The sequence below is a fragment of the Pseudomonas sp. D(2018) genome, assembly GCF_005502555.1.
Classification (GTDB): domain Bacteria; phylum Pseudomonadota; class Gammaproteobacteria; order Pseudomonadales; family Pseudomonadaceae; genus Metapseudomonas; species Metapseudomonas resinovorans.
This window is the reverse complement of record NZ_SCOK01000010.1, coordinates 1-23,983: the sequence shown is the minus strand read 5'-3', so window position 1 is coordinate 23,983 and position 23,983 is coordinate 1. Positions and strand designations below refer to the sequence as shown.

Below are 23,983 nucleotides of genomic sequence, written 5' to 3'. Positions count from 1 at the left end.
ATGGACGATTACCAGGAAGAAATTCTCGATTTCCACGCTACCGAGCAAGACCCGGTAGAGCCAGCCGAAGACGCCACCGAAATGTGATCAGCCCGCTTGGCGCTGGGCGCGGCGGAACTCGCCTGGCGTGCTGCCGCTCCAGCGCTTGAAGGCGCGTTGGAAGGCTTCTGCCGAGGCGAAGCCGAGCAGGTACGCGATTTCGCCGAAAGCCAGTTCGGTGTCGCGGATGTAGGCCATGGCCAGGTCGCGGCGGGTTTCATTGAGGATGGCGCGAAACTGGGTGCCTTCTTCGGCCAGCTTGCGGCGAAGGGTCCAGCTGGGCATCTGTAGGCGCGCTGCCACTTCTTCCAGGTCCGGCTCGCGCCCGTGCAGCAGCGGCCCCAGCAATTGGGTGATGCGCTCGCGCAGGCTGCGGGTGCGCGTCAGCTGCTGCAGCTCCCCTTCACAGATATCCAGCAATTGTCGCCAGGTACTCGGGCAGTGTTCTCGGCCACGTTGTGCCAGCGTGTCCTGGGAGAGGCGCAACTGGTTGGCGCCGGCCTCGAACTCCACCGGGCAGCCGAAATGTTCGGCGTAGCGCTCGGCGTAGTCCGGCGCGGGGAACTCGATTTCCACCTTCTCTATGCGAATGTCGGCGCCAACCAGTTGGCTCAGGTAGCTCTGCCAGCCCGCCAGTACCGAATCCACCACGAAGCGGTTGTAGGCGTTGTAGGGGCTGATGGAATAAAAGCGCAGCCAAGCGCCCTTGCTGTCCTCGTGGAAGCTCGACTGGCCACGGTAGTTGCTGGCGTAGAGCAGTTCGAAGCGGGTCAGGGCGCGAGCGGCCTCCCGCAGGTTCGGTGCCTGGCCGGCACAGACGCCGGCAAGTCCCAAGTGGGCGAGGCGGCTCAGTCGACCCATGTTCAGTCCCAGTGCGGGATTGCCGCTGAGCTGGATGGCGGCGTGACCGAGGCGCATGTAGCGCGGGATTGACAGGCGGCCGTGAGGTTCGGCGAATCGGGCGGCATCCAGGCCGAAGCGCTCCAGCAGTTCCGCAGGGGATTGGCCGCTCTGTTCCAGTGCTGCCGCCATGCCGTGGACGAAACTCACGGAGAGGTCGCCCAGCTTGACCCGCTGCGCTTTCATTTCTCCTCCAGCCAGGCATTCAGCAGGTGGCTGCCCGGCGCCTCGCTGGCTTGTCGTGTGTTGCTGGGCGTCAGCTCGCTGCCGGCGGGTGAGTTGTGCAGGGGCCAGAGGCGGCCGCGCAGGAACAGGACTTCGCTGGCGGTGGTCTGACCGTCGCTCAGGGTCACCCGGCTGTGCGGATAACCCTGGCTCCAGCTTCGAGTGATGGTTACCAGGCCGCTGCTGGTTTGCAGGCTTTGGCGCGATTCACCCCGGGCGCTCTGCGGCCAGGGCTGGCTGAACGGCTCGTCCAGCAGCAGGCCGTCCGGGGAGAAGGCCAGTGCCAGGTTGTAGAGGGCGCCATGGCCGCTGCGCAGCTTGCCTTCTTTGAGGTAGGGCGAGGGCAGGAGTATGGAGCCGGCCAGGATGGTCACCCGGTACTCACTGGCGAGGCGGCTGAACAGCTTCTGGTAATCCCGCGCCATGCGCCGGGCCTTGGCCCGCAACAGGGCTTCTTCCAGGTCCTGGCCTTGGAGGAACAGGCGGCCGAGCAGGGTTGGGTGGCTGAGCGTCAGCAATCGGCCACCCTCGGCAAAGGTGCGGGCCTGGTAGAGGTTGTGCTTCTCGTCCCGCAGCAGCAACCAGGTGCCGATATGGTCGGGCAGTGCGACAACGGTCTTGTCGTTGAGCAGGCCCTGGGCACGGGCCTGGTCGAGGGCTGCGACCAGCTTCATGCGCAGCAGGTCCGGGTCGCGGTAATCGCTTGGGTAGAGCGCCGGTCGAATCGCGAGCAGATTGCCCCGTGCGCTGGCGGTGCCCACGTCGCTGGCCAGGCTGGCGCGTAGATCGGACAGGTAGTGGGCGCGAGGCCGCTCACCGGTCCATACCGCGTAGGCGGTCAGGCAGCTCACCAGGATGGCGGCGATCAAGGGCGTCAACAGTTTGCGCATGGAATGTCCGGGGCGGAGGAATGCCGATCAGGGTAGGGGACAGGCTGCCGATTGCCAAGGGTGGCTGTCAGTTTGGATCAGTAACTTGTCAGTTCTGATCATTGAGTGGGCGGTGGCGGCTCTTTATCGTCTGCCCCACAACCGATCCCGACCCTCTGAGGTCAGGGGCATTCCGTGATTAGCACCGCCTGCTGTGGAGGAATCATGACCGCCGCCCGTTACCCGCATCTGCTCGCCCCCCTTGATCTGGGCTTCACCACCCTGCGCAACCGCACCCTGATGGGCTCCATGCACACCGGGCTGGAAGAGAAACCCAACGGCTTCGAGCGCATGGCCGCCTACTTCGCCGAGCGCGCCCGTGGTGGCGTGGGCCTGATGGTCACCGGCGGTATCGGTCCGAACGCCGAAGGTGGCGTTTATGCCGGCGCTGCCAAGCTGACGACCGTGGAAGAGGCTGAGAAGCACAGGATCGTCACCCGTGCCGTGCATGAGGCAGGTGGCAAGATCTGCATGCAGATTCTCCATGCCGGCCGTTACGCCTATAACCCCAAGCAGGTCGCGCCGTCGGCCATCCAGGCCCCGATCAACCCCTTCAAGCCCAACGAGCTGGATGAAGAGGGTATCGAGAAGCAGATCCAGGACTTCGTCACCTGCTCGACGCTGGCCCAGCAGGCCGAGTACGACGGCGTCGAGATCATGGGGTCCGAGGGGTACTTCATCAACCAGTTCCTCGCCGCCCACACCAACCAGCGTACCGACCGCTGGGGTGGCAGCTACGAGAACCGCATGCGCCTGGCGGTTGAGATCGTCCGCCGCGTTCGCGAGGCCGTAGGTCCGAACTTCATCATCATCTTCCGTCTGTCGATGCTCGACCTGGTGGAGGGCGGCAGCACCTGGGACGAGATCGTTACCCTGGCCAAGGCCATCGAGGCTGCTGGCGCCACCATCATCAACACTGGCATCGGCTGGCACGAGGCGCGCATTCCCACTATCGCCACCAAGGTGCCGCGTGCGGCCTTCACCAAGGTCACCGCCAAGTTGCGTGGCGAGGTGAAGATTCCGCTGATCACCACCAACCGCATCAATACGCCGGAAGTGGCCGAGCAGGTCCTGGCCGAGGGCGATGCCGACATGGTGTCCATGGCGCGTCCGTTCCTCGCCGACCCGGACTTCGTCAACAAGGCCGCCGAGGGTCGCGCCGACGAGATCAACACCTGCATCGGCTGCAACCAGGCCTGCCTGGACCATACCTTTGGCGGCAAGCTGACCAGTTGCCTGGTCAACCCGCGTGCCTGCCACGAGACCGAGCTGAACTACATCCCGGTTGCCCAGGCCAAGAAGATCGCCGTGGTGGGCGCCGGCCCGGCCGGCCTCTCCGCAGCCACCGTTGCCGCCGAGCGTGGCCACAGCGTGACCCTGTTCGACTCTGCAGCCGAAATCGGCGGCCAGTTCAACGTGGCCAAGCGCGTACCGGGCAAGGAGGAGTTCTTCGAAACCTTGCGCTACTTCAAGCGCAAGCTGGAAACCACCGGTGTCGACCTGCGTCTGAACACCCGCGTCTCGGCCGACGATCTGGCCAGCGGCGGCTTTGACGAGATCATCCTGGCCACTGGCATCAGCCCGCGCACGCCGGCAATCCCCGGTATCGACCACTCGAAGGTGATCAGCTATCTGGACGCCATCCTCGAGCGCAAGCCGGTGGGCCAGAAGGTGGCGGTGATCGGTGCCGGCGGTATCGGTTTCGACGTGTCCGAATTCGTCACGCATCAGGGAGAGGCCACCAGCCTCAGCCGCGAAGCCTTCTGGAAGGAGTGGGGCATTGACGGCGCGCTGAAGGCCCGTGGCGGCATCGCCGGGATCAAGGCCCAGCCGCATCCGGCGGCCCGCCAGGTGTTCCTGCTGCAGCGCAAGAAGTCCAAGGTGGGTGACGGTCTGGGCAAGACCACCGGCTGGATCCATCGCACCGGTCTGAAGAACAAGCAGGTGCAGATGCTCAACTCGGTGGAGTACCTCAAGGTCGACGACGCCGGCCTGCACATCCGTGTTGCCGAGGGCGAGCCCCAGGTGCTGCCGGTGGATACCGTGATCGTCTGTGCTGGCCAGGACCCGCTGCGCGAGCTGCATGACGGCCTGGTGGCTGCCGGCCAGAGCGTGCACTTGATCGGTGGCGCCGACGTGGCCGCTGAACTGGATGCCAAGCGCGCGATCAACCAGGGCTCGCGCCTGGCGGCCGAACTCTGACCCTCTCCACCGCCCGGTTCTGCACCGGGCGGTGCTCCCGCCCGCTCCAACCACGTCACACTTTTGCCTTGCCGTTGGTCCGACTGGCCGCGACGGCGGGGCACTGCCAACCCAGTCACATTGCTCGTCGGCTAATATCCCCTAGACTTTTCTAAAGTCCGGATCAGTGTGTGCGGACGGAAACCGTACGCCGCCAGGCCCCATCAATGCCCGCTGTGATTCACCGCGCAGAACCAGAGGTAGAGCGATGAGCATGCTGAAGAAGCCACAACAGGCGGAAGCCGTCGTGTTCTTCAACGACCGCGGCATCTGCAAGCAGATGCTCTACTCGGAGTTCGAAGCCATTCTCGACGGCGTGGTCGGCCTGCCTGAGTTCGCCGACTGCCAGATGCATCTGGCCTACGTGATGATCAATCCGCGCCTGCAGGTGCGTGCGGTGGTTTTCTTCTACCTCGACTTCGACGAAGACGGTCGTGCCGATACCGGCTGGAACCTGCCGCTGCGGCAATTGGCCGAGCGCTCCGGACGGGGTCCTGACCTGGGGGCCGGCCCCATTCGCCTTGCCTGCCGCAGCCAGTGCCCGGTCTCCTGGCAGCAAATGCACCTCTGGGACCCAAGCCTCAACGCCGATCGCAACGACCTGGCGCTGCTGCGCGATGCCATCAAGGGCAACAGTCTCGGTTTGCTGGTGGAGGAGGAGCTGCCCAAGGTGCTGGATGCCGAGCGGTTGCAGGTGGCGTCGGAAGATCGCTGGTACGCCCCGCCGGAGATCACCAAGGAGATGGCCGAGCAGCTCGCGGAAAAGATGGAAAAGGAGCACCGCCTGAAGACGGCCCAGTTGGTCCGCCAGCAGCGCCTGCGCCTGAGCTCCCTCAGCCAGCAGAACGAAGAAGCCATCGCACAGGTACGCCAGGCCGCTGACCAGAACAACTCGGCGCTGCAGGAGCAGATTCGCACCCTGCAACACGCGCTGCGTCAGCAGGAAGAAGCCAATGCCGGCTTGCAGGCTCAGCTCGATGGCGAGTTGGAGCGCTTCCAGGCCAGCCGCGAGGAAATGAACCTGCAATTGCGCGCCCTTGAGCGCCACGGGCGCACCGAGGCGGATATCCTTCGTGCCCAGTTCGAGAGCGAGCTCCAGGCACGGGTCACCTTGGCCGTGGCCGAGTACCGCGAGCAGCTCGCCATCCGGGATGTCGAGTTGGCCTATCGCGACCAGTTGGACGCCCAGTTACAGGCTGAGGTCAATCGCCTGCGCCAGGAGTGCGAGGCGCTGGAAGGCGAGTCGGGACAGCTGATACTGGAGCGCCTGGCCCAATTGGGTGTGGTGTTTGTGGTTTATCACCCGGGAGCCGGTCACCTGACCATTCCGCTGGCCGATATCTCCCGCTATCAGGGCAACCCCCTGGCTTACGCTGCGGCGAAGTGCTTCGTGTCCGAGAACCAGTACCGCCAGTGGCTGGCCCACTATCAGCAACCCACCTGCGAAGCCAGCTTGCCCAATGGTGATCGTTGCAGCATGCCCATCGATCGGGTCGAGGCGCCCAGTCGCTTCGTTGCCGGTGAATCCAACTGCTGCCCCCGGCATCGGGCGGGAGGGCGACTGCGCACTGCTGGCTGAGCGGACTCGCGTACGCGCCTGACTTATCCTTGCGCCCCCGAACGGACGCCAACGGACCCGACCTTGCCTCTGACCCTGCCTGACTGGAACCCCCGCGCTACCCTTGAACCGTTGCGCCTGCCATGGCTGGCCGCTGCCGGGCTTGAGTTGGCCGTACTGCGTCTGGATGCCCTGGACCCGCTGGTCTCCGGCAACAAGTGGTTCAAGCTGGCTCCCCATTTGGCGCAGGCCGCGCAAGCGGGCGCTGAGGGCGTGATCAGCCTGGGTGGCGCCCATTCCAACCATCTTCATGCCCTGGCCGCCGCCGGTGCCCGTTTCAATTTCCCAACGGTGGGCCTGCTGCGCGGCGAGTGCCAGGACACGCCGACGATTCGAGATCTCCAGCATTTCGGCATGACCCTGCACTGGCTGGGCTATGGCGGCTACCGCGCGCGCCACCAGCCGGGTTTCTGGGCAACCTGGCTGCAGCGCTACCCACGCTACCAGCCGGTGGCCGAGGGCGGTGGTGGTCTGACGGGCGCACAAGGCTGTGCCGGGTTGGTGGAGATGATCCGCGGACAGTTAGCGGCCATTGGTTGGGATGACTACCACAGCCTCTGGACAGCCGCCGGTACGGGCACCACCCTCGCCGGGCTGGTGCTCGGCGAGGCGGGTAGGCACCCGGTGATTGGAGCCCTCGCGGTGCCCTCGGACCACGGCGTCGCTGAGCAGGTGAGCGCTATCCTCGGTGAGGCCGGTTGCGCAGACCAGGGATACCGGCTGATCGATGCCAGCCGCGCTGGTTTCGCTCGACTGGATGCTGACCTCGCGCGCTTCATGCTGGACAGCGAAAGGGACGGAGGCCTTACCCTGGAGCCCCTTTACACCGCCAAGGCCCTACTGGCCATCCATGCGGAGGCACAAGGCGGTCGCATACCGCGCGGTAGTCGACTGGTGCTGCTCCATACCGGTGGCCTGCAGGGACGGCGGGCCCTGCAAACCGAACTGTTGCGGCTGGCCAACTACACTGCCCGGGCAGTGGATGCACAAGGATGACTCCATGAGCGAACCCCTGAATCCCCAGCAACTGCGCAGCCTGGTTCCGCTCAATGCGTTGGCCGATCCGCAGTGGCGTGAGCTGCGCTCGCAGTTGGTGCCTCAGCCTCTGCTGGCGGGGCAACTGCTTTTCCGGCGGGGCGACCAGGCGCGCCTCACCTGGTACCTGTTATCCGGCGCGCTGCTCCTGCGTGATGTCGAAGGGTTCGAGACGCGCCTGGAGGCGGGTAGCGAAGCCAGTTGCCACCCGGTTTCCCCGAGCCTGCCGCGCCTGCATGAAGCCTTGGCGTTGCGAGACTGCTCATTGCTGGTCATCGACAGCGCCACCCTGGCGCGTCAGTTGACCTGGAGTTCGGCCCACCAGGACCTGCTGCTGGAGAACAGCCTGGAGGGCGACAGCGAATGGCTTGGAGCACTGCTGGCCAGTCCATTGCTGGCCAAGGTGCCGCCGGCCAATGTGCGCAGCATGCTGGAACGCCTGCGGCGAGTGGAGCTGCCTGCGGGCAGCCAGGTGATGGGTGAAGGGGAGGAGGGCGATTGCTGCTACTTCCTGGAGTCCGGCCGGGCCGAGGTCATACGTGGCGCCGGCAGCGAGCAGCAACTGCTGGCCGAACTGGAGGTGGGGGCCTGCTTCGGCGAGGAAGCCCTGTTGGGGGATTGCCCGCGCAACGCCAGTGTCACCTTGCTGGAAGACAGCGTGCTGCAGCGGCTGGACCGGGTGGATTTCCTCGAACTGCTGAAAGCGCCGGTGGTGGATGAAGTCAGTCTGGGGGAGGCGGTGCGCCTGCTGGGCAATGGCGGCCAATGGCTGGATGTACGCCTGCAGGACGAGTATGAGCGCGCCCATGCGCCCCAGGCGCTGAACATGCCCCTGCACCTGTTGCGTCTGAAGGCACGGCTGCTGGACGGCGAAGGCACCTACCTCTGCTATTGCGACAGTGGCAAGCGCAGCGCCAGTGCGGTGTTCACACTCTCGCAGTTGGGCTTTCGCGCTTACGCCTTGCGCGACGGCCTGGATGCCTTGCCGGCGTTGCAGCGGGATGCGTTGATCAGCGAAACCGGTGCTGGCTACCTGGCCCGGTCCGGCGGCCGAATAGAGCGCAGTCGCTGATCCCTTCGTCGGCCTGGAAGGGTCGGGTCATGACCCCAAGTCCGGGGGTATCGAAGTTCCCCGACGCATGTATCCAGCGTCAACCCGAAGTTCACGAAAGTTATTGTCGGCCTCTATATCCGTACTTCCCTGAAGTTCGAGCGGAAGTTCGCGGAGAGTATTCGCCACCCACTTCCGGGTCACCAAAGTCGGTTTAACTTTCCGACTATCGACTTGATACTGTTGCGCGCCCCTGGCCCCTCAACAACGCTGAGGACGCGGATGCACCGTTCCCCCGGACGGGCCGCTTCCGTTGGTGCGGCGCCATCGTCCCAGGCGTTGCAGCGCGCTCCGGCTCAGGATCGGGCGCTGCAATTCAAGCTGTTGTCGCCGCGTTTCCCAGCTACTTCGTCCGCACTTGGGCAATTTCCCGAGGGGCTTCCTCGCGACTGCTGCCCAGGCATTTCTACCGCTGAAAACGCACCAGCATAGAAGGGCAATGTCATGCGCAAAACAGCCACAACAGTCGCAGTTTCACTGATCCTGGGCGTGGGTTTGCAGCCGGTCCGGGCAGCGCTCTACGCGGTGGACCAGGACGCCCCCACCCACGCCAACGGCTTCTTTGCCGCCTGGTACCAGGACACCCACGGTCGAGCACTGGACCTTTGCCTGTCGAAGGCGCAAAGCTCCCGTGCACCCGGCAACTACATGTGTACGCTGCTGCCCAGTCCCGGCGTATTCGATGACACACAGCCCATCAGTTTCCCCGGCAACTTCCCCGACGAAGCCTTCTGGTTCACCGGTGAAGCCAGCGTCACGGACGCCGCCAGCGGCATCGACCTGCTCTTTGTGTCGGCGCTGGAAGCCGCGTTCAATGGTGAGTTGCCCGCCGAGAACGACCAGGTCAGCTTCGCTCGTATTCGCATTCGCGTGACGGTGCCCACCGCCGGGACCTACACCGTGACCCATCCGTATGGTGTGGATGTGTTCCAGGTCGATACGCCCGGTACCCGTGCCATCAACATGACCCGCGATATCGGTATCGGTGCGCCGGGGGATTTCCGGGGTGCCCTCGCGGGCGATGTCGGCCCCTTTCTGCGCAGCGTCAACGGGCCCTACCAGGAATCCAACCCGGAGAGCGGCCTGGTGGAGAGCTTCGTCGGCGACCCCAACCTGACCGAGGAAGTTACCGGCAGCCCCTTCGGCACGAACTTCGTGCGCATCGAGGGGCCGAACGGACTGCGGGTTGAAACCCGGCTGTTCTCCGTCTCCGGCAAACTTTCCAGCGTTCAGTTGCCCACGCCCCTCCAGGTGGCCCGCAGCACCTTTTCCCGTGGCGAGAATGGTGCGGGACAGGCGCAGCAGGATGTCTTCGTCCTGGCGCCGCCGCCCGGGGCCAGCGCCAGCTTCACCGATGCCGGCGGCACGCCTACCGCCATGCAGGGCACCGTCCTGGGCGCCTGGTACGGCCAGTCCGTGCGGGACCCCGGCGGTGCCGGCAGCGTGAGCATCACCGCCGACAACTCCGCCGGGGTGCCAGGCAGCCTGCCCACCAGCAAGAGCAGCGCGCTGGTCGACGTGGTGCGCATCAGCCGCGCCGAGTACAGCCTGACCAGCAACACGCTGACTGTGGAGGCCGAGTCCAGCGACCGCACCGGCCAACCCGGCCTCGAAGTGGACGGTGTAGGGGCACTGGTGGGAGGTCGTTTGCAGCAAGTGGTCACGCCCATTCCCCCGGCACGGGTCACGGTGGTTTCCGCCAGCGGCGGCCGCGACACCGAAGACGTGCGAATCCTTCCCTGAGCGCCAATCCCTGATTGCTATGGAGACTGTCATGCACAAGTGGCCAGTAGTTCTTGCGATGGTTCTGGGGTTTGGCGCCATTAGCGCCCAGGCCCAGCTCGCTGCTGTCGACCCGGGACCCTACACCGCGGCAACCGGCGGCTTTCCCCTGTGGTACCAGGACCGGGCGGAGTCGGATGCGGCGAAGCTGAAACTGGAGCTGTGCCTGTCCAAGGCGCTGAGCTCCAGGGCGCCGGGCAGCTATATGTGTACCCTGTTGCCCAGCCCCGGCATCTTCGATGACACCAAGCCCATCGCCTTCCCCGGCAACTTCCCGGATGAAAGCTTCTGGATGCTCGCCGAAGCGGAAATCGACGACCCGGGCAACGGCATCGAGCTGGAAGCCTATGTCGCCGGCATCGAGGCGGCCTTCGCCAGCGAGGTGCCGCGGCAGGGCGACCAGCAGAGCTTCGCGCGCATCCGCATCCGGGTGAATGTGCCGGTGGCTGGTACTTACCGGGTCATCCACCCCTATGGCGTGGACACCTTCAATATCACCGCGCCGGGTCGCCGAGCCATCAACATGACCCGTGACATCGGCATCGGCGCGCCGGGTGACTTCCGAGGCGCCATGGCCGGCAACGTTGGCCCCTTCCTGGTGAGCCGCAACGGCCCCTATCGGGAAACCGACCCGCAGACCGGCCTGGTGGAAACCTTCATCGGCGACCCCAACCTGACCGAGCAGGTCATTGGCAGTCCCTTCGGGACCAACTTCGTGCGTATCGAAGGCCCCGGCGGCCGCGTTGCGCAGACCAACCTGTTCAGCTTGTCCGGCAAGGTCCTGAGCAGCCGCGCAGGCACTTCGCTGGAGGTTTCCCGGGCCAGCTACAGCCGCAGCGCCGAGCGCACCTGGATCTCCGTGTTCGGCAATTCCACTGCCGGCGCCAACCTGTGCTTTCGGGAGTCCATCGATCTGGTGGGCGATCCGCCGTCGCCTTGCCAGTTCCAGATGACCGGAAGCGGCAGCGGCACGTTCTTTGGCCTCGACAGCAGCCCGGCAAGCCTGCCGCCGCTGGTGGTGGTGACCGCCAGCGACAGTTCCGGCGTCACGGCTCCCACTACCCTCAGCCAACCGCTGACCGATCAGGTGGAAATCAGCTCGGCTCGCTACGTCGCGGCTGATCGCACCCTGACCATCGAGGCGCGCTCCAGCGATGAGGTGCTGGTGCCTGTGCTGGCCGCCGAAGGATTCGGGGCCCTGATCCGGGTTGCCGGGAGCCAGCAGCGGCTGGTGGCCGGTGAGGTGGCGCAGCCGCCGGCCTATGTGACGGTGAAATCCGCTGCGGGTGGCGTCGATACCGAGCCTGTGGTGGTGGTCGGTACCCCCAGTGGGTCGGCCAACCAGTCGCCCGTGGCCGTGGCGGATGCCGCCGGTACCGCATTCGGCGCGCCGGTGACCATCAATGTGCTGGCCAACGACAGCGACCCGGACGGCAACGTGCCGTTGTCCATTGCCAACCTGACCCAGCCGGCATCCGGTAGCGGCAGCGTGACCGCCAACGGCGCTTCGGTGACCTACACGCCGCCGGCCGGACTCAGTGGCCCGCTGACCGCCACCTTCAGCTACCAGGCGCGGGACAGCCTGGGCGCGCTCTCGGCGCCGGCATCGGTGACCGTGACAGTGGCCGGCAACCAGCCACCGACGGCGGGCAATGACTCGGCGAGTACCACGGCGCCGAATCCGGTGACCGTCAATGTGCTGGCCAATGACAGCGATCCGGAAGGCGGTGCGCTGACCGTCGCCAGCCTGACCCAGCCACCGGCCGGGCAGGGCAGTGTCGCCAGCAATGGCACCAGCGTCACCTACACGCCGCCGGCTACCCTGGCCAGCCCGCTGAACGCCAGCTTCAGCTATCGCGCCCAGGACGCTCAGGGCAACCTGTCCGCAGTGGCGACGGTCAGCGTGGCGGTGGCGCCTGCGCAGGTGCCGGCGGAAACCCTCGGCATCAGCTCGGCTACGGTGCGTGCCACGGGCGGTCTGGGCGGCCTGGTCTCGGGCATCCTGGGCATCCTGTCGCCGTCGGCGCGGCGTTATGACTGGGATATCAGCGGAACCAGTTCGCGGCCGGCCGGCAACAGCATCCGGGTGGAGGTGACCAGCAGCGCCGGCGTCACCCTGTTGGGTACTGTGACTCCGGCAGCCAATGGCACCTGGCGGGTGGCGGTGACCAACTCCAGCATTGCGCCGAGCAACAACCCCAGCGCCACGGCGCGCTCGGCCTTCGGGACCGTGCGGACCAGTCCGGTGGTTGTGCGGTAGGCGGGATTTGACGAACGCCCGCAGGCCGGCAGGGCTGCGGGTGTTTTGTTTTTCGGGCTCTGCGGGATCGCCTGGTCAAGGGGTCGTGGGGGCCGGCGCTTCAGCGTGCATGGCCGCCCTGCGGTCTACAGCGGCTCAAGCGGCCAGCGGTCGCTGACCACGAATGCACGCTCCACTTCCCTCCAGCGTCCATCCGCGTCCGGCGCCAGGCGCACCAGTAGGCGCGCCGGGCTGTCCGGCTGCAACTGCTGGCGCCATTGCCGGAAGCTTTCCTCTGTCCAGAGGTCGTCGGGATCACAGGCTGCCGGGGCGAGCCAGGATTGCCTTGCTAGCGGCTGCCAGTTGCCGTCCCTGGTCTGTCCCAGGAAGTCCTCCAGCTCGTTGTGGCGCAACCAGCGACCACGCAGGTGAGCAGGGTTGGCGCCGAGCGGTGCGGTGCAGTTGCCCGGCCAGGGATAGAACAAGTAGCCGCCGAGCCAGAGTTCGGCGCTGGCCGGCTGGGCATCCAGCTGGGCCAGGGCATGACGGCTTTCGGGGCTGGACGAGAGGGGGAGCTGGTGCAGGCTGAGGTGTTCCAGTTTGCGGTCGAGGCGGTCGTGGCTGCCCGGGCCGATCCACTCGGAGGATTTGCCGCCATCGCCATGGCGTGGGCCCAGATAGAGCTTGATTGCCAGCTCCAGGTGGTGAACGCCCTCCGCATCGCGCAAGAGCAAGTCGAGCTCGCCCAGGGTCTGGCCGGCGATGCGGATCGGCAGGTTGGCCGCCAGCAGTTCCACATCCGGCGCCTGGCCCAGAGCGAATTGCCAGAGGCGCTCGTAGTAGAGGCCGAGGCGACGGTTGGAGGCTTGCGCCAACCAGTGCTCCAGTGGCAAGGGGTGCTGATCCAGTCGATGCAACCAGTCGGCCAGGCGCTCGGGCCGGCTGGCCCATCCGCTGGCGCTGAGCGGATGGCGTTGGCGCCAGGGCGGCTGGCTGAGCAGCGGAGGCGAGAGCAGGACCCAGGCCAGATCGCGCACGCCGGGGTGGCGAAGCTGGCGGGGGAGCTCGGTCAGCGATTCGAAGGCTTGCATGCTGCGAGCATAGCCGACAGTGGTTTGCCGCTGTCCGTCTCTATCCCCCATACTTTCGCCATTCCTCACCCGCCAATGCCGCCCTGGAGCACCATGGAGCAATTCCGCAATATCGGCATAATCGGTCGCCTGGGCAGTTCCCATGTGCTCGACACCATTCGCCGGCTGAAAAAATTCCTGCTGGACCGTCACCTCCATGTGATTCTCGAAGACACCATCTCCGAAGTGCTGCCGGGCCATGGCCTGCAGACCTCGTCGCGCAAGATCCTCGGCGAAGTCTGTGACCTGGTGATCGTGGTCGGCGGCGACGGCAGTATGCTCGGCGCCGCCCGGGCCCTGGCGCGGCACAACGTGCCGGTGCTGGGAATCAACCGCGGCAGCCTGGGCTTTCTCACCGATATCCGTCCTGACGAGCTGGAAGTGAAGGTGGCCGAGGTGCTGGATGGTCGCTACAGCGTCGAGACGCGCTTCCTGCTGGAGGCGGAGGTGCGCCGCCATGGTGAGGCCATCGGTCAGGGGGATGCGCTGAATGACGTCGTGCTGCACCCTGGCAAATCGACGCGGATGATCGAGTTCGAGCTGCATATCGATGGCCAGTTCGTCTGCAGCCAGAAGGCCGACGGACTGATCATCGCCACGCCGACTGGCTCCACGGCCTACGCGCTGTCCGCCGGTGGTCCGATCATGCATCCCAAGCTCGATGCGATCGTCATCGTGCCCATGTATCCGCACACGTTGTCCAGCCGGCCCATTGTGGTGGACAGCACCAGCGAGCTGAAGATTGTGGTCTCGCCCAACCTGCAGATCTATCCGCTGGTGTCCTGCGATGGCCAGAACCACTTTACCTGCGCCCCCGGCGATACGATCACGGTGGCCAAGAAGCCGCAGAAACTGCGCCTGATCCACCCCCTGGACCACAACTACTACGAGGTCTGTCGGACCAAGCTGGGCTGGGGCAGCCGACTCGGCGGAGGCGACTGATGAGCCTCGATCCCGGCCGTGGCTACGACCTGATCGGCGACGTCCACGGCTGCGCCCATACCCTGGAGCGCCTGCTCGATCGCCTCGGCTATCGCAAGCACAATGGCACCTGGCAGCACCCGCAGCGCATGGCGCTGTTCCTGGGCGATATCATCGACCGTGGTCCGCGCATCCGCGAAGCGCTGCACCTGGTTCACGCCATGGTGGAAGCCGGGCAGGCCCTGTGCATCATGGGTAACCATGAGTACAACGCCCTTGGCTGGAGCACTCCGGCGCCACCCGGTAGCGGGCACCATTTTGTCCGTGAGCACACCCCGCGCCATGCCCGGCTGATCAAGGAAACCCTGGAGCAATTCGAAGGCCATCCGGCCGACTGGAGGGACTTCCTCGGCTGGTTCTACGAGCTGCCGCTTTTCCTCGATGGCGGCCATTTCCGCATGGTCCACGCCTGCTGGGATGGCCATATGATCGCTGCATTGCGCGACATGCACCCGGACGGGCGCATCAACGAAGCTTTCATCAAGGCTGCGGTCGATCCGTCCAGCTTCGCCACGCGAGTGTTCGACAGGCTGCTGCGTGGCACCGACCTGCCACTGCCCGGCGGCATGACCCTGACCGGCAGCGACGGCTTCACCCGCTCGGCGTTCCGCACCAAGTTCTGGGCCGAGGATCCGCAGACATACGGTGATGTGGTTTTCCAGCCCGACGCGTTGCCCGAGCAGGTGGCCAGCCAGCCGCTGTCCCAGGCACACAAGTCGCGCCTGCTCAGTTACGGCCCGCAAGAGCCCATGCTGTTCGTCGGCCACTACTGGCGGCGCGGCCGTCCGGCGCCGATTCGCGGCAACCTGGCCTGCCTGGACTACAGCGCAGTGATGTACGGCAAGCTGGTGGCCTACCGGCTTGACCAGGAAACCCGGCTGGACCCGGACAAGTTCGTCTGGGTCGAAGTGGAGCGCCCCGAGGAGCCCCGATGAGTGCGGTTGAAGTATTGCGTTTACCCCTGACCGTGGATCTTTCCGGTTTCGTGGCCCTGTTGCAGCGCCTGGAAGTGCCCTATCGGGTCAGCGAGGAATCCGGCGAGCAGGTGCTTTGGGTGCCGGGGCCGCAATTGGCGGAGACGGTGCGCGGACTCTACCAGCGTTTTCCTGATGGCGACCCGCATTTCCAGTTGCCCCATGAGGCGCCGACCGAAGCGCCGCGCCCTGGCATCCTCGCGCAGCTAAAGGCCAGTCCCATCACCAGCCTGGTGTTGCTGTTGACCCTGGCGGTGGCAGCGCTCACCGGTCTGGGAGAGAACTTTTCCACCATCCGCTGGCTGAGCTTCCAGGACTTCCAGGTCCAGGGTGACTACATCTACTTCTCGTCCCTGGAAGAGGGACTGGCAGCCGGGCAGTGGTGGCGGTTGGTGACGCCTATGCTGATCCACTTCGGCATCCTCCACCTTGCGATGAACGGAATGTGGTTCTGGGAACTCGGGCGGCGCATCGAGGCGCGGCAGGGAGGGGCGGTGCTGCTGGTACTGACCCTCGGCTTCAGCCTGGTGTCGGATTATGCCCAGTACTTCACCAGTGGCCCCACGTTGTTCGGCGGGCTTTCCGGCGTGCTCTACGGGCTGCTCGGCCACTGCTGGGTGTTCCAGCGCCTCGCACCGTGCCCGGCTTACCGTCTGCCGCCCGGGGTGATGGCGATGATGCTGATCTGGCTGCTGGTGTGCCTGTCCGGGCTGATCACCGCCCTGGGTTTCGGCGCCATCGCCAACGGTGCCCATGTGGGCGGATTGCTGGTCGGTTGCGCCACTGGCCTCCTTGGAGGTGCCTTGGCGCGCCTGGGTCGTTAGAATGCGCGGCCTGTCCCATTTTCCTGCGAGCGGCCCATGTCGTCTTTTGCCCATCTGATCAGCAACATCACCCAGGATGTCTACGAAAGCCTCAAGCTGGCCGTGGAAATCGGCAAGTGGCCGGATGGCCGCAAGCTGACCCAGGAGCAGAAGGAGCTGTCGCTGCAGGCGGTGATCGCCTGGGAGCTGAAGAACCTTCCAGAAGAAGAGCGCACCGGTTACATGGGGCCGCAGGAGTGCAGCTCCAAGTCCGATCCCATCCCTAACATCCTGTTCAAGTCGAATTCGGCCCACTGATGCTGGAACTAGGACGCGGTGCACTCAGCAAGATGTCGGTGCGCCTTGAAACGCCCGTGCAATACGGCTTTCGCCTCGGCGAAGCGGATATCGCGGCGAACCCACTGATCGGCAAGCAGCTTCGCCTGGAGTTCCTCGGGGCCATCCACTGCACCCATTGCGGGCGCAAGACGAAGAAGAGCTTCAGCCAGGGCTATTGCTACCCCTGTTTCACCAAGCTGGCCCAGTGCGACAGTTGTATCGTCAGCCCGGAGAAGTGCCACTTCGGTCAGGGCACGTGCCGCGAGCCGGAGTGGGGGGAGCGTTTCTGCATGACCGACCACGTGGTCTACCTGGCCAACTCCTCGGGTATCAAAGTAGGCATCACCCGTGCCAGCCAGGTGCCGACTCGCTGGATCGACCAGGGCGCCAGCCAAGCGCTGCCGATCATGCGTGTGGCCACCCGCCAGCAGTCCGGCTTCGTCGAAGACCTGCTGCGCAGCCGGGTAGCCGATCGCACCAACTGGCGTGCCATGCTCAAGGGCGAGGCGCCGTCGCTGGATCTGCCCAGCGTTCGCGACGAGCTGTTCGAGCATTGCGCCGAGGGTATCCGCGCGCTCCAGGACCGCTTTGGCCTGCAGGCGATCCAGCCGGTCAGCGATATCCAGACCGTCGAGATCAGCTACCCGGTGGATGCCTATCCGACCAAGGTCGTCAGCTTCGATCTGGACAAGACGCCGGTGGTGGAGGGTACGCTGCGGGGGATCAAGGGCCAGTACCTGATCCTCGATACCGGCGTGATCAACCTGCGCAAGTACACGGCCTACCAGTTGGCCATCAGCGCGGCATAGGTTCTGGCAGAAGGTCGGTAGGGGAATAGTCCATACTCCGACCTTGACCCATTCATCATGCGCGGCCCAGGGTTTCGGGGCCGCCCCGCAAGCGAAGAGACGACCATGCGCACCGAGCAACCGAAAGTCATCTACCTCAAGGACTATCAGGCCCCGGAATACCTGATTGACGAGACCAACCTGACCTTCGAGCTGTACGAGGACCACACCCTGGTCCACGCCCAGCTGGTGATGCGCCGCAATCCGGCGCGCGGCGAGGGCCTGCCGCCCCTGGTGCTGGACGGCCAGCAACTGGAGCTTTTGTCGTTGTCCATGGATGACCGCGAACTGGGCGCCGCCGACTACCAGCTGGATGACAGCCACCTGACTCTTCAGCCGGTTTCGAAGGCCTTCACCCTCGACAGTACGGTGCGCATCCATCCGGAAACCAACACCGCGCTGGAAGGGCTGTACAAGTCCGGCAAGATGTTCTGCACCCAGTGCGAGGCCGAAGGCTTCCGCAAGATCACCTACTACCTCGACCGCCCGGATGTGATGAGCACCTTCACCACCACCGTCAGCGCCGAGCAGCATCGCTACCCGGTGTTGCTGTCCAACGGTAACCCGGTGGCCAGCGGGGCAGAGGAGGGCGGTCGGCACTGGGCGACCTGGGAAGACCCCTTCAAGAAGCCGGCCTATCTGTTCGCCCTGGTGGCCGGTGACCTCTGGTGCGTGGAAGACAGTTTCACCACCATGACGCAGCGTGACGTGGCACTGCGTATCTATGTCGAGCCCGAGAACATCGACAAGGTCCAGCACGCCATGGACAGCCTGAAGAAGTCCATGCGCTGGGACGAAGAGGTCTACGGTCGCGAGTACGACCTGGACATCTTCATGATCGTTGCGGTGAACGACTTCAACATGGGCGCCATGGAGAACAAGGGGCTCAACATCTTCAACTCCAGCTGTGTGCTGGCCAAGGCCGAGACCGCCACCGACGCCGCGCACCAGCGGGTCGAGGCGGTGGTGGCACACGAGTACTTCCACAACTGGTCGGGCAACCGCGTGACCTGCCGCGACTGGTTCCAGCTGTCCTTGAAGGAAGGCTTCACCGTGTTCCGGGATGCCGAGTTCTCCGCTGACATGAACTCGCGCACCGTCAAGCGAATCGAGGACGTGGCCTTCCTGCGCACCAACCAGTTCGCCGAGGATGCCGGCCCCATGGCCCACCCCGTGCGTCCCGACTCCTTCATCGAGATCTCCAACTTCTACACCCTGACCGTCTACGAGAAGGGCTCGGAAGTGGTGCGCATGATCCACACCCTGCTGGGCGCCGAGGGCTTCCGCAAAGGCACCGATCTCTATTTCGAACGCCATGACGGCCAGGCGGTGACCTGCGATGACTTTATCAAGGCCATGGAAGACGCCAACGGCGTCGACCTCGGTCAGTTCAAACGCTGGTACAGCCAGTCCGGAACTCCGCGCCTGCAGGTGGAAGAGGCCTATGATGCGGCAGCGAAGACCTACAGCCTGACCTTCCGCCAGAGCTGCCCGGCGACCCCGGGGCAGAAGGACAAGCAACCCTTCGTCATTCCGGTGGAGCTGGGTCTGCTGGACAGCCAGGGCCGCGAGCTGCCGCTGCGTCTGCAAGGCGAAGACGCCGCGCAAGGCGGCAGTCGCGTACTGGCCTTGAGCGAGGCGGAGCAGTGCTTCACCTTCGTCGATGTCGCCGAAAGTCCGCTCCCTTCGCTGCTGCGTGGTTTTTCGGCACCGGTGAAGCTGAGCTTCCCCTACAGCCGCGATCAATTGATGTTCCTCATGCAGCACGATTCCGACGGCTTCAACCGCTGGGAAGCGGGTCAGCAACTGTCGGTACAGGTGCTGCAGGAGCTGATTGCACAGCATCAGCGTGGCGAGAAGCTGGTGCTGGACTCGCGCCTGATCACCGCCTTCCGCACTCTGCTGGAGGACGAGTCCCTCGATCAGGCCATGGTTGCCGAGATGCTCTCGTTGCCGAGCGAGGCCTACCTCACCGAAATCAGTGAAGTCGCGGATGTGGATGCCATCCATGCCGCCCGCGAATTCGCTCGTCAGTCCATCGGCGAAGCCCTGTTCCAGCCGCTGCTGGCCCGTTTCCAGGCGAACCGCGCGCTTTCCCGAGAAACCGGTTATGTGGCCGAAGCGGCGCATATCGCCCGCCGCACCCTGCAGAACATCGCCCTGTCGTACCTGATGCAGAGCGGCAAGGCCGAAGTGCTGGAGGCCTGCCTGGAGCAGTTCAACGATAGCGACAACATGACCGAGCGCCTGTCGTCCCTGGCTGTGCTGGTCAATTCTGGTTTCGAGCAAGAAAAGGCCGACGCCCTGTCGCGTTTCGCCGACTACTTTAAGGATGACCCGCTGGTGATGGACCAGTGGTTCAGCGTGCAGGCCGGCTGCGGCCTGCCGGGCGGCCTCGAGCGCGTCCAGGCATTGATGGAGCATCCGGCCTTCACCTTGAAGAACCCGAACAAGGTACGCGCGCTGATCGGCGCCTTCGCCAACCAGAACCTGGTGAACTTCCACCGGGCCGATGGTGCTGGCTACCGTTTCCTCGCCGATCACGTGATCACGCTGAACGCGTTCAACCCCCAGATCGCCTCCCGCCAACTGGCACCGCTGACGCGCTGGCGCAAGTACGACGCCAGTCGCCAGCAACTGATGAAGGTCGAGCTGGAGCGCATCCTCGCCTCTGGCGAGCTGTCCAGCGACGTCTTCGAAGTGGTCAGCAAGAGCCTCGCCTGACGCCCTCCAGCAGCCCGTGAAAGCGGGCTGTCATCCCTCCGAAATCTCTCCTTCAAAAAGTGTTACCGGTTAGCGATGGTAACACTTTTTTGTTACCCAAAGAAATGCATCAGACCGTTGTTATGCGCGAACAGTCTTAAAAGGCCAGAGAGGCCTTGACCAGACAGCTTTTGGTATGAGCGTACATGCCCTGCAAGTGTGATCTTGAGTGACAAATCGAGCCAGATCGTCAGACAAGATCGGACAGAAAAATTGAAATTGATCACTGGATGATCAGTCACTTGTTTGACTGAAAATTGTCGCGTGGCTTGTGGAATTTTTCTGACACTCATTTGCGACTTGGCACCATGGTTGCAGCGGCGCTGACGATTTGGCCCTGTTTCGGTGCATCGGGAACGGGGTGCGCTCTGCGCTGGGGATTTCCTGCCGAAGAACAAAGGCTGCCAAGAGCGGCCGGACAAACAAGCCTGCCCGACGGGCTGCCAATAACAAAGTGATCAGTCCACGGAGTAAGACTCGATGGAGCTCAAGTCTCATAAGCCCATGTTGCATTTCGCTCCGGCCAAGGCAGGTTTCGCCTTTGCCGGCATCCTGCCCCTTCTGGTGGCCGCCCAGTCCCAGGCGGTGGAGTTCAGCTTCGCCAACGACGAAATTTCCGGGTCCCTGGATACCACGGTCTCCTACGGCCAACTCTGGCGCGTACAGGGCCAGGACAAGACCAACAACGACATCAACACCAACGACGGTAACCGCAACTTCGATACCGGCCTGGTCTCCGAGGTTTACAAGATCACTTCCGACCTGGAAGCGACCTACAAGAATTACGGCATGTTCGTTCGTGGCACTGCGTTCTATGACACTCAGATCATGGACAAGCGCAATGACTACTACGACAACAACAACCCGGTGCAGCCGAGCCAGAACTTCCCGAAGGATGACAGCTTCACCTACGAAACCCGCCACAAGGCCGGCCGTGACGCGCAGATCCTCGACGCCTACCTCTACGGCAACTGGGACGTGGCCGACATGCCGGTCACCGGCCGTATCGGCAAGCAGGTGTTCAACTGGGGTGAGGGCATCTTCTACCGCGGTGGCGTAAACACCACCAACCCGGTGGACGCCGCCAAGTTCCGCCTGCCGGGCTCCGAGTTGAAGGAAGTGCTGGTGCCGGTGGAAGCCCTGAGCTTCAACCTCGGCCTGACCGAAAACCTGTCGATGGAAACCTTCTACCAGTGGAACTGGAAGGAGTCGGCCATCGACCCGGTGGGGACTTACTACTCCGAGACCGATTTGTTTGCCGATGGCGGCAATACTGCCTACACCACGGTCGGCGCACTGGCCAACCCGCTGTTCCAGACCCTTTATCCGCAACTGGCCGGGGCTAATTTCGGCGGCCTGCAGGGCACCAGCTACCTGGACTCCAATGGTGTGTTCAAGGTCGCCAATGTCGGCCAGGACATCAACGCCAAGAACGACGGCCAGTTCGGCGTGGCGTTCCGCTACATCGCCGAAGAGCTCAACTCCACTGAGTTCGGCTTCTACTTCGTGAACTACCACGCGAAGGAGCCGACCATTTATGCAGACCTCAATTCCAGTTATGCCGGCCTGGACATCGATCAGTTGGCCGGTCTCGGAGGCTTCGCGTCGTACAACGATCTGGTTGCAGCGGCGGCAGGCGGCAACGCGGCGGCCGGTCAGGTGCTTGGCCTGGTCAACGGCGCGGCGGCCGTGGACGTGGCTAACCAGGTCAACGCCCGTCGCGAATACGCCGAAGACATTCGCATGTACGGCCTGAGCTTCAACACGACCCTGGGCGAAGCCTCGGTCTTCGGTGAGCTGGCCTACCGTCCGAACCTGCCAATTGGCGTCGCTACCACCAACGACCTGCTCGGCGACCTGCTCGGCCAGGCCGCCCCGCTGGCCAGTGGGCAGACCGTCAACATCGGTGGCCGGCCGGTCCAGATCACCGATCAGATCCACAACTCCGAGCGCGTGGAGGCCTTCAACACCTCCCTGGGTACCATCTACAACTTCGGTCCGTCGCTGTCCTTCGACTCCCTGTTCGGCGTTGCCGAGCTGGCGTCCGAGCACCTGCGCGGCAGCAGTCTGCAGTACACCGCGTACAACGGCGAAACCCGCTACTACTCCGGCCGCGGAAACAGCTCCTACGTATCCGGTGGCGATCGCGACGACCAGGTCAACAAGAACGCCTATGGCTACACCCTGCTGATGTCCGGTACCTGGAACGACGTTTACGCTGGCGTCAACGTTTCGCCCTATGTCGTCTACAAGGACGACTTCGAAGGCAACTCCTACCAGACCGGCAACTTCATCGAAGGTCGCAAGGCCTACACCGTCGGCGTCAAGGCGAGCTACCTGAACAGCCTGGAAGCCGAGCTGCAGTACACCGAGTTCTACGGTGGCGGCCAGAACAACTCGGTTCGTGACCGCGACAACATCGGTGTCAACGTCAAGTACTCCTTCTAAGCCCAACAAGAACTACACGGGCGTCCCTAGGCGCCCGATACAGACTCATCACGGAGAAACCCCATGCTGAAAAAGCTTTCGCTGATTAGCGCCGCGGTTGCCCTGGCGCTGTCCGCCAGCAGTGCGCTGGCGTCGGTTTCGGCCCAGGATGTCGCCAAACTCGGCGCCAGCCTCACCCCCTTCGGCGCCGAGAAAGCCGGCAACGCCGCCGGCACCATCCCGGCCTGGACCGGTGGCATCACCCAGGCGCCGGCCGGCTACAAGTCCGGTCAGCACCATCCGGACCCGTTCCCGGAAGACAAGCCGCTGTTCACCATCACCAAGGCCAACCTGGACCAGTACAAGGCCAACCTGACGCCTGGTCAGATCGCCCTGTTCAACGCCTACCCGAGCAGCTTCCAGATGCCGGTCTACCAGACCCGCCGCTCCGGCTCCGCGCCGCAGTGGGTGTATGACAACGCCATCAAGAACGCCTCTGCCGCCAAGCTGCTGGACGGTGGCAACGGCTTTGCCGATGCCTACGGCAGCATCCCGTTCCCGATCCCGCAAAACGGCGTGGAAGCCCTGTGGAACCACATCACCCGCTACCGTGGCAGCTACATCGTGCGTCGCGCCTCGGAAGTGGCCGTGCAGCGCAATGGCGACTACTCCCTGGTGACTTCGCAGCAGGAAGCCCTGTTCAAGTACTACAACCCGAAAGGTTCGTACGCTGACCTGAACAACACCCTGTTCTACTACCTGTCCTTCACCAAGAGCCCGGCTCGTCTGGCCGGTGGCGCCACCCTGGTCCACGAGACCCTCGATCAGGTGCAGGAGCCGCGTCAGGCCTGGGGTTACAACGCCGGCCAGCGTCGCGTGCGCCGTGCGCCGAACCTCGCCTACGACACGCCGATCGCTGCCGCTGACGGCCTGCGTACCGCCGATGACACCGACATGTTCAACGGTGCTCCGGACCGCTACGACTGGAAGCTGGTGGGCAAGAAGGAAATCTACATTCCGTACAACAACTACAAGGTTTCCAGCCCGGAGGTTAAGTACAAGGACCTGCTGCAACCGGGCCACCTGAACCCGGCCGTCACCCGTAACGAACTGCACCGCGTGTGGGTCGTGGAAGGCACCCTGAAGCAGGGCGCCCGCCACATCTACTCCAAGCGCACCCTGTACCTCGATGAGGACAGCTGGCAAGCCGCTGTCGTCGACCAGTACGACGGTCGTGGCGAACTGTGGCGCGTATCGGTGGCCTACCTGAAGAACTACTACGACCTGCCGACCACTTGGTCCGCGCTGGATGTGTTCCACGACCTTCAGGCCCGCCGCTACCACGTGCAGAACCTGGACAACGAAGAGCCGACCACCATCGACTTCACCCAGGCCGTGCCGGACGATGGCTACTTCAAGCCGTCTGCCCTGCGTCGCCGCGGTACTCGTTGATTCCGCGACACCCCTTGGAAAAGGCCGCTCTTTACAGACTGTGTGAAAACCTAGCCGTCTGAGTCGAAGCTGAAGACAATGCCCGTATCGATCGATACGGGCATTGTCGTTTATGGGCTACATCCAGGGAGAGGCGCGCGGTCAGGA

The 23,983-nt window shown here is 64.3% G+C and carries 17 protein-coding genes; 14 read left to right on the top strand and 3 right to left on the bottom strand.

The annotated features are described in order from the left end of the window. Positions 1–87: 87 nt before the first annotated feature. Both FFS60_RS09160 and FFS60_RS09155 read right to left on the bottom strand, forming a co-directional pair. Positions 88–1,125, bottom strand: coding sequence for an AraC family transcriptional regulator (locus tag FFS60_RS09160; protein WP_028631346.1), 1,038 nt, complete (start codon positions 1,123–1,125; stop codon positions 88–90). Then, positions 1,122–2,054, bottom strand: coding sequence for a hydrolase (locus FFS60_RS09155; protein WP_137821796.1), 933 nt, complete (start codon positions 2,052–2,054; stop codon positions 1,122–1,124). Before FFS60_RS09155 ends, FFS60_RS09160 begins: the two co-directional genes overlap by 4 nt. Before the next feature lie 204 nt (positions 2,055–2,258). Here FFS60_RS09155 and FFS60_RS09150 point away from each other — a divergent pair, with 204 nt between their 5' ends. The 6 genes from FFS60_RS09150 (at position 2,259) to FFS60_RS09125 (ending at position 12,140) form a co-directional block, all read left to right on the top strand. Next, the gene (locus FFS60_RS09150; RefSeq protein ID WP_137821795.1) at positions 2,259–4,295 is read left to right on the top strand and encodes an NADPH-dependent 2,4-dienoyl-CoA reductase; all 2,037 of its coding nucleotides are present in this window, start codon (positions 2,259–2,261) and stop codon (positions 4,293–4,295) included. Positions 4,296–4,542: 247 nt separating this feature from the next. Beyond that, positions 4,543–5,913: a chromosome partitioning protein ParA gene (locus FFS60_RS09145; protein WP_137821794.1), complete on the top strand. Its 1,371-nt coding sequence runs from the start codon at positions 4,543–4,545 to the stop codon at positions 5,911–5,913. Positions 5,914–5,982: 69 nt separating this feature from the next. Then, on the top strand, positions 5,983–6,948 hold the full coding sequence (locus tag FFS60_RS09140) for a 1-aminocyclopropane-1-carboxylate deaminase/D-cysteine desulfhydrase (protein ID WP_171016509.1): 966 nt from the start codon (positions 5,983–5,985) through the stop codon (positions 6,946–6,948). A 4-nt stretch (positions 6,949–6,952) separates the two neighbouring features. Next, the gene (locus FFS60_RS09135; RefSeq protein WP_137821792.1) at positions 6,953–8,059 is read left to right on the top strand and encodes a cyclic nucleotide-binding domain-containing protein; all 1,107 of its coding nucleotides are present in this window, start codon (positions 6,953–6,955) and stop codon (positions 8,057–8,059) included. A gap of 483 nt (positions 8,060–8,542) precedes the next feature. Then, positions 8,543–9,841, top strand: coding sequence for a hypothetical protein (locus tag FFS60_RS09130; RefSeq protein WP_137821791.1), 1,299 nt, complete (start codon positions 8,543–8,545; stop codon positions 9,839–9,841). 31 nt (positions 9,842–9,872) lie between these two features. Then, the gene (locus FFS60_RS09125; RefSeq protein WP_137821790.1) at positions 9,873–12,140 is read left to right on the top strand and encodes an Ig-like domain-containing protein; all 2,268 of its coding nucleotides are present in this window, start codon (positions 9,873–9,875) and stop codon (positions 12,138–12,140) included. Positions 12,141–12,265: 125 nt separating this feature from the next. Here FFS60_RS09125 and FFS60_RS09120 read toward each other — a convergent pair whose 3' ends face one another. Next, positions 12,266–13,210, bottom strand: coding sequence for a DUF1853 family protein (locus FFS60_RS09120; RefSeq protein ID WP_137821789.1), 945 nt, complete (start codon positions 13,208–13,210; stop codon positions 12,266–12,268). A 93-nt stretch (positions 13,211–13,303) separates the two neighbouring features. Here FFS60_RS09120 and FFS60_RS09115 point away from each other — a divergent pair, with 93 nt between their 5' ends. From FFS60_RS09115 to FFS60_RS09080, 8 genes are all read left to right on the top strand, one after another. Beyond that, positions 13,304–14,191: an NAD(+) kinase gene (locus tag FFS60_RS09115; RefSeq protein WP_028631352.1), complete on the top strand. Its 888-nt coding sequence runs from the start codon at positions 13,304–13,306 to the stop codon at positions 14,189–14,191. After that, positions 14,191–15,165 (top strand): metallophosphoesterase, encoded by a 975-nt coding sequence (locus FFS60_RS09110; RefSeq protein ID WP_137821788.1) that lies wholly within the window; start codon positions 14,191–14,193, stop codon positions 15,163–15,165. The genes FFS60_RS09115 and FFS60_RS09110 overlap by 1 nt, the downstream gene beginning before the upstream one ends. Next, positions 15,162–16,028 carry a rhomboid family intramembrane serine protease gene (locus FFS60_RS09105; protein WP_137821787.1) on the top strand — a complete coding sequence of 289 codons (867 nt, stop codon included), beginning with the start codon at positions 15,162–15,164 and terminating at the stop codon, positions 16,026–16,028. Before FFS60_RS09110 ends, FFS60_RS09105 begins: the two co-directional genes overlap by 4 nt. 36 nt (positions 16,029–16,064) lie before the next feature. Then, on the top strand, positions 16,065–16,325 hold the full coding sequence (locus FFS60_RS09100) for a YeaC family protein (RefSeq protein WP_137821786.1): 261 nt from the start codon (positions 16,065–16,067) through the stop codon (positions 16,323–16,325). After that, positions 16,325–17,155: a DUF2797 domain-containing protein gene (locus tag FFS60_RS09095; protein ID WP_137821785.1), complete on the top strand. Its 831-nt coding sequence runs from the start codon at positions 16,325–16,327 to the stop codon at positions 17,153–17,155. The genes FFS60_RS09100 and FFS60_RS09095 overlap by 1 nt, the downstream gene beginning before the upstream one ends. A gap of 105 nt (positions 17,156–17,260) precedes the next feature. Further along, positions 17,261–19,918 (top strand): aminopeptidase N, encoded by a 2,658-nt coding sequence (pepN, locus tag FFS60_RS09090; RefSeq protein ID WP_137821784.1) that lies wholly within the window; start codon positions 17,261–17,263, stop codon positions 19,916–19,918. Between the two features lie 519 nt (positions 19,919–20,437). Next, on the top strand, positions 20,438–22,405 hold the full coding sequence (locus tag FFS60_RS09085; RefSeq protein WP_137821783.1) for a DUF1302 domain-containing protein: 1,968 nt from the start codon (positions 20,438–20,440) through the stop codon (positions 22,403–22,405). Positions 22,406–22,468: 63 nt separating this feature from the next. After that, the gene (locus FFS60_RS09080; RefSeq protein ID WP_028631359.1) at positions 22,469–23,836 is read left to right on the top strand and encodes a DUF1329 domain-containing protein; all 1,368 of its coding nucleotides are present in this window, start codon (positions 22,469–22,471) and stop codon (positions 23,834–23,836) included. The last annotated feature ends 147 nt before the right edge of the window (positions 23,837–23,983 follow it).

Bases quoted from the DNA above. Each gene is read 5' to 3' on its own strand.
- FFS60_RS09095 (WP_137821785.1), top strand. From the start codon at position 16,325: ATGCTGGAACTAGGACGCGGTGCACTCAGCAAGATGTCGGTGCGCCTT.
- FFS60_RS09125 (WP_137821790.1), top strand. From the start codon at position 9,873: ATGCACAAGTGGCCAGTAGTTCTTGCGATGGTTCTGGGGTTTGGCGCC.
- FFS60_RS09115 (WP_028631352.1), top strand. From the start codon at position 13,304: ATGGAGCAATTCCGCAATATCGGCATAATCGGTCGCCTGGGCAGTTCC.
- FFS60_RS09100 (WP_137821786.1), top strand. From the start codon at position 16,065: ATGTCGTCTTTTGCCCATCTGATCAGCAACATCACCCAGGATGTCTAC.
- FFS60_RS09120 (WP_137821789.1), bottom strand. From the start codon at position 13,210: ATGCAAGCCTTCGAATCGCTGACCGAGCTCCCCCGCCAGCTTCGCCAC.
- FFS60_RS09110 (WP_137821788.1), top strand. From the start codon at position 14,191: ATGAGCCTCGATCCCGGCCGTGGCTACGACCTGATCGGCGACGTCCAC.
- FFS60_RS09135 (WP_137821792.1), top strand. From the start codon at position 6,953: ATGAGCGAACCCCTGAATCCCCAGCAACTGCGCAGCCTGGTTCCGCTC.
- FFS60_RS09155 (WP_137821796.1), bottom strand. From the start codon at position 2,054: ATGCGCAAACTGTTGACGCCCTTGATCGCCGCCATCCTGGTGAGCTGC.
- pepN (WP_137821784.1), top strand. From the start codon at position 17,261: ATGCGCACCGAGCAACCGAAAGTCATCTACCTCAAGGACTATCAGGCC.
- FFS60_RS09145 (WP_137821794.1), top strand. From the start codon at position 4,543: ATGAGCATGCTGAAGAAGCCACAACAGGCGGAAGCCGTCGTGTTCTTC.
- FFS60_RS09130 (WP_137821791.1), top strand. From the start codon at position 8,543: ATGCGCAAAACAGCCACAACAGTCGCAGTTTCACTGATCCTGGGCGTG.
- FFS60_RS09160 (WP_028631346.1), bottom strand. From the start codon at position 1,125: ATGAAAGCGCAGCGGGTCAAGCTGGGCGACCTCTCCGTGAGTTTCGTC.
- FFS60_RS09105 (WP_137821787.1), top strand. From the start codon at position 15,162: ATGAGTGCGGTTGAAGTATTGCGTTTACCCCTGACCGTGGATCTTTCC.
- FFS60_RS09150 (WP_137821795.1), top strand. From the start codon at position 2,259: ATGACCGCCGCCCGTTACCCGCATCTGCTCGCCCCCCTTGATCTGGGC.
- FFS60_RS09085 (WP_137821783.1), top strand. From the start codon at position 20,438: ATGGAGCTCAAGTCTCATAAGCCCATGTTGCATTTCGCTCCGGCCAAG.
- FFS60_RS09080 (WP_028631359.1), top strand. From the start codon at position 22,469: ATGCTGAAAAAGCTTTCGCTGATTAGCGCCGCGGTTGCCCTGGCGCTG.